The organism is Geomonas sp., assembly GCF_056994735.1.
Genome location: NZ_JBXKJL010000365.1, coordinates 1 through 5,729, shown reverse-complemented (window position 1 = coordinate 5,729; position 5,729 = coordinate 1). Strand labels below are relative to the sequence as shown.

At 60.6% G+C, this 5,729-nt stretch carries 4 protein-coding genes; 3 read left to right on the top strand and 1 reads right to left on the bottom strand.

Features of this window, described 5'->3' with window-relative positions; translation table 11 throughout:
- The first annotated feature begins 79 nt into the window (after positions 1–79).
- Positions 80–1,111, top strand: coding sequence for a tRNA 2-selenouridine(34) synthase MnmH (gene mnmH, locus AC11W3_RS15855; RefSeq protein ID WP_484092238.1), 1,032 nt, complete (start codon positions 80–82; stop codon positions 1,109–1,111).
- Here the strand turns inward: mnmH and AC11W3_RS15850 are convergent.
- The gene (locus AC11W3_RS15850; protein ID WP_484092237.1) at positions 1,108–1,989 is read right to left on the bottom strand and encodes a DUF2156 domain-containing protein; all 882 of its coding nucleotides are present in this window, start codon (positions 1,987–1,989) and stop codon (positions 1,108–1,110) included. The genes mnmH and AC11W3_RS15850 overlap by 4 nt on opposite strands.
- Positions 1,990–2,321: 332 nt before the next feature.
- On the opposite strand from AC11W3_RS15850, the gene AC11W3_RS15845 reads away from it, so the two are divergent.
- Entirely contained in the window at positions 2,322–4,292 is a 1,971-nt protein-coding gene (locus tag AC11W3_RS15845) for a sensor histidine kinase (RefSeq protein WP_484092236.1), read from the top strand.
- Between the two features lie 45 nt (positions 4,293–4,337).
- Entirely contained in the window at positions 4,338–5,726 is a 1,389-nt protein-coding gene (locus tag AC11W3_RS15840) for a sigma-54-dependent transcriptional regulator (protein WP_484092235.1), read from the top strand.
- Positions 5,727–5,729: the final 3 nt, after the last annotated feature.

The window sequence follows — 5,729 nt, the reverse complement described above, 5'->3', positions numbered from 1 at the left end:
GCCACAACCCTTGCAATAATCCCGGCCTCTCAATATAATGCATCGATTAACGTACCCGACCAGCAACAGCGGAGCAGACGTGCCAGCAACCATAGAATTCAGCGAATCACTTCTCGACACCCACCTCCCGGTGGACGTCCGCACCCCTCTCGAATACGAGGAGGATCACCTCCCCGGGGCCATCAACGTCCCGCTCCTCTCGAACGAGGAGCGAGCCGAGATCGGGACCATGTACAAGCAGCAGGGGCCGTACCTCGCCAGACAGCGGGGCCTGGAACTCACCGCCCACCGGTTCCCCGAAATCGTCAAAACCATCGCCGAGCGTGCCGACGGCAGGCCCGTCCTGGTCTACTGCTGGCGGGGAGGACTGAGAAGCAAGACGGTGACCTCGATTCTCGACCTGACCGGGCATCAGGCGGTGCAGCTTGTCGGCGGCTACAAGCTCTTCCGCAACCAGGTTGCGGGCTTCTTCAGCCCCTTCATCCCCAAGGACCCGCTGGTGGTGCTGCATGGCATGACCGGAATCGGCAAGACGACCCTCCTCGCCCTCCTTGAGGATCGCGGCTGCTCGACCGTGGACCTTGAAGGACTTGCCTGCCACCGCGGGTCCGCCTTCGGCCAGCTGGGGCTCAACCAGAACCTTTCCCAGAAGAGGTTCGAGACGCTCCTTTGGGACGCGATCAGGAAGGCCCCCCAGGGACGCCCGCTGATCCTGGAAGGAGAGAGCGAGCGGATCGGCAGGGTCATGCTCCCCGGCGATTTCTATCAGAAGATGGCGGAAGGAATCAGGATCTGGTGCTCGGCATCTATCGGGACCAGGGTGCAGAGACTGATCGACGAGTACGGCCTCCCGGAGTACAAGGAGGAGATGGCGGCGGCGCTGCAGCGGATCCGCAAGAAGCTCGGGGGAAAGAAGTGCGAGGAACTGGCGGAGCATCTGGAGCGCTGGGAGATGGAACCTTTTATGAAGGGCCTGATCTGCGACTACTACGACAAGGTCTACTACAAGAACAGGCAGTGGGAGGCCGATTACGACCTCTCCATGGAAGAGTTCGAAACTGCAGCCGACGAGCTGGAGGCCTTCCTGGAAAAGCGACTGAACGTCCGCTAACGCCGCCTGACCCTGTACTTCTTGACCAGTTCAATCGGCCGGTAGGAAAGCTTGGCCTGCCTCAGGGACTCGACACCCAGGTCCTGTTCCCTATTCAGATAGCGGCAGCCGGTGAAGAGTAGCCGGCTGAACTCCCGGTCCAGCAACTGGTACAGCCCCTCCATGAAGAGGTCACCCTTCTCGAAGTGGCAGACCGCGGTCTCCCGGTTCAGGCGCTCCCCGAGGGCGAAGCCCCTCACGGCCCCCTCCACCAGGATCACCACCCCCGAAAGCCCCAATTCCTCATACAGCCTCAAGGCCTCGGCCGCTCCCTCGACCTCCCCCTCCGCCGACCGCGGCCCCATCGCCACCCTGACCCTCTGCCACTCATCCAAAAGAGCCAGCGCGCCTTCAAGATGCCGGGGGGCATAAAGCTCTACTTCATGCCGGTGCCTGAGCATGAAGTAGTTCACCCGGTTCTTTTTCTTGTGATAGGCCTTTCCGGTCAACCGGGCCATCTCCTCCTTCAGGTGGAGGTAATCGAAGTTGTCCCGGTCCTCCACCACCTCCAGCCCTTCTCCCTCCTGAAGATGCTGTTGAAGGAAGGTATCATCGGCCCCGTAGAGGGTCAGCCCCTCCCCTATCAGTTCGCGAGCCGCGCTGGCGATCCCCCCGGAGAAAGGGGGAAGGAAATAGCATGAGCCATCGTAGCCGCGCCCCAGCGCCACCACAGCGTCCCCCACCTGCGTCAGCTTGTAGTCGTGCACCTTCCGGAAAAGGAAGAGGTTGGCGAAGGTGAGCTCCGAGACGCGGGGCTGAAGCTCGGAGAAGAGCCGGTCCAAAAGCGGCTTGTCGTCGAGCTCGATGCACCTGCACTGCGGGTAAGCCGGGATTTCCATGTCAGCTCCGTGAACCACAAGAGTATATCATGCCTCGGCCGGAGCCCCTGAGCCTCAAGGGCAGCCGATGCAGGAAGCTTCCGGCATTTTTTGCACAGATGCAAAAAAATCTGGCCTTTCCCTCTCTGTATACGTTACTATCGCGCAAAACGCCATCTCGGAATTGCCTGCACACCTTGCCGCGTGAGGCTCCCTCCGCAGGAGTCCGGAAAGACCTTTTACGCCAAGGCATGGCACCGGAAGCACTTATAGATCAACCGATAAAGCCCCTTTCACCATTTCTCAGCCGCAGCAGCACGGACAGTGCAAAACAACAGGACAAAAAGAGCCACATGCAGAAATACCTCTTCAAGTTCATAAACAATTTGAAGCTGCGCTGGAAGATGGTGGTCCTGGTGCTGCCGCTGGTCATTATCCCCATCTTCATCGTCGGCGGGGTCATCGGCTACATCTCCACCAAACAGGCCTATCTCGGCATCACCCAGACCAGCAAGGACGACCTCGAGCACATGGCGTCCTACACGGTCGACCTCCTGAACTCCCACTACCAGCAGTTCCAGGTCTACAAGGAGGACAAGGAGAAGAGCTTCAACAAGGACCTCGCCACCCTCACCGAGCTTGCCTACAATATGGTGCAGACCCAGCAGCGGCAGTACCAGAAGGGGCGCATCGACCTGGCGACGGCGAAGCACGAGGCGCACAACGCGCTGGCCAAGGTGAACGTCGGCAAGACCGGCTACATCTACGCCATGACCAGCAAGGGCGAGCTCAAGGTGCACGTGGCCCAGGAAGGCGAGAACGTCTTCAACAGCCGTGACGAGAAGGGGCGCTACTTCATCAGGGAGATGTGCGAGAAGGCGGTGCGCTCCAGGCCGGGCGAAGTCCTTTTCATCGTCTACCCATGGAAGAACGCGACGCTGGGCGACAAGGTGCTGCGCAAGAAGGTGGTGGCCTACCGCTACTTCAAGGAGTGGGACTGGATCATCGCGGCCGGCGGCTACCTGGAGGAGACCTACGACGACGTGGACTTCGAGCGCCGCTCCTTCGCCGCCCTCAAGGAGAAGATCAAGAGCAAGAAGGTGGGGAAGACCGGCTACGTCTTCTGCGTCGACGGCTCCGGCAATTTCATGATCCACCCGACCGGTGAGGGGAAGAACTTCATCAACGCCACCGACACCCGCGGGGAGCACTTCATCAGGGAGATGTGCGAGCTCAAGAGCGGCTGGATCCGCTACCCCTGGAGGAATGCTGGAGAAAGCAACCCCAGAATGAAGATCGTCCGCTACGAGTACTTCAAGCCCTGGAACTGGATCGTGGCGGTCGGCTCCTACGAGGACGAGTTCTACCAGGAGGCCAACGCCATCAAGGGGCGCATCATGGAGAGCATGGTGGTCCTCACCATCCTGGTATCGATCGTCTCGGTGGTTCTGGTGCTGGTCGCCTCGAGGGTGATGACCGAGCCGATCAACCGCATGATGAGCGTGATCAGAAAGGTGAAGCAGGGTCGCCTGGACGAGCGGATCGCGGTCGACAGCAACGACGAACTGGGCGAACTGGCGACGGCATTCAACAGGATGACCAAAATCATCAAGCACAACAAGGAGCTGGAGGCCAATCTCGCCCAGCAGGGCAAGATGGCTTCGCTCGGCGTCCTCTCATCGGGCGTGGCGCATGAAATCAACAACCCCCTCGGGGTAATCCTCGGCTATGCCGCCTACCTCGAGGGAAAGCTGACTCCCGAGGACCCGACCTATAAATACATCCACGAGATCAAGCGGGAGAGCAAGCGCTGCAAGAAGATCGTCCAGGACCTCCTGAGCTATGCCCGGACCCCGCAGCCGATCCTGGGGCAGACCGACATCAACGCGCTCCTCGGGCAGATCGTCGACTTCGCGGCGAACCACACGGACATGCATCACGTGAGCGTGGACAAGGAGTTCGACCATTCGCTGCCGGAGGTCATGGTGGACGGGGACCAGCTGCGCCAGGTGGCCATAAACCTGATCCTGAATGCGGGCGCCGCCATGCAGAAAGGTGGCAAGCTGGTGGTCTCGACCTCGGCGGCCGACGACGGGATGGTGAGCCTGAAATTCGCCGACAACGGCGGGGGGATTGACCCCGAGCACATGGAGAAGATCTTCGAGCCATTCTTTACCACCAAGGTAAAGGGGACGGGACTGGGGCTGGCCATCACCAAGCAGATCGTGGAGCAGCATCACGGAAAGATCGGCATCGAGAGCGTGATCGGCTGCGGCACCACGGTCGAGGTGCGGCTGCCCGTCAACCGCGATGATTATTGCTAAGAGGGACGAGCCGGGGAAGCCGGCGGTAGAAGGGGTGAGATAAAGGTGACTGCCAAGAAGAGAGTTATGTTGGTCGATAACGAGGAGGGGCTTTGCCGCATGATGGAGGCAGTCCTCTCCGATAATGGCTATGCCGTGAACGCGTTCACCAGGTCGTTCGAAGCGGCCGAAACCTTCCAGGCGGGACAGTGGGACCTGCTGGTCACGGACATCAAGATGCCGGGAATGGACGGCCTTGAGCTGTTGCAGAAGGTGAAGCAGAAGGATCCCGGCTTGCCGGTCATCATGGTCACCGCCTATGCCACGGTCGAGATGTCGATCCAGGCCCTGCGCAAAGGGGCCTACGATATGCTGACCAAGCCCTTCGAGCCGGAGGAGCTCCTTTACCGGGTCAAAAACGCCCTGCAGCACACCCGGCTCATCGAGGAAAACCGGGAGCTGCGGGAGGAACTGGTCGGTAGATTCCAGTTCGACCACATCATAGGCGGATCATCCTCGCTAAAGGAGGTGCTGGAGCGGGTGGAAAAGCTCGCCGTGCGGGACACCTCCGTCCTCATCACCGGCGAGTCGGGAACGGGGAAGGAGTTGATCGCCCAGGCCATCCACTACAACTCGCCGCGCAAGGAGAAGAAATTCGTCGCCATAAACTGCGGGGCGCTTCCGGCCACCCTGCTGGAGAGCGAGCTCTTCGGCTACCGCAAGGGCGCCTTCACCGGAGCGGCCGAAAACCGCCGCGGCCTGCTGGAGACCGCCGACGGCGGAACCCTATTTCTGGACGAGGTCGGGAACCTCCCGATGACGGTCCAGAAGACCCTGCTGCGCTTTCTCCAGGAACAGGAGTTCAACAGGATCGGCGACCCGACGCCCACCAAGGTCGATGTCCGCGTCCTTTCCGCCACCAACACCGACATGAAGGCCGCAGTCAAGGCGGGCGAGTTTCGCGAGGACCTCTTCTACCGCCTGAACGTGGTGAACATACACCTCCCATCCCTGAGGGAGCGCAAGGACGATATCCCCCTCTTGGCGGCGCATTTCATCCGTCAGCTGAACGCCAAATTCACCACCCGGATCAAGGGCCTCACCCCGGATGCCCTGGAAGCGGCGGTGGAATTCGGCTGGCCCGGAAACATCAGGCAGCTGCAGAACGTGATCGAGGCCTGCATCGCCCTGGAGAATAACGACTACATCACCTTGCCGGTCCTCTCCCAGTTCATAGAACTGGCTCCGCAGGAGCCGAGCGATGGTGAGCAGGTCACGGACGAGGGGGAGTACAGCAAGGCGCTCACGAGGTTCGAGACCGAGTACATCAGGGGGCTGTTGCGCAAGAACCACGGCAATGTCGAGGCCGCCGCCAAAGAGGCCGGCACCAACATGGCCACCATCTACCGCAAGATCAAGAAGTACGGCATCAGGAAGGACGAATACAACTCCTGACCC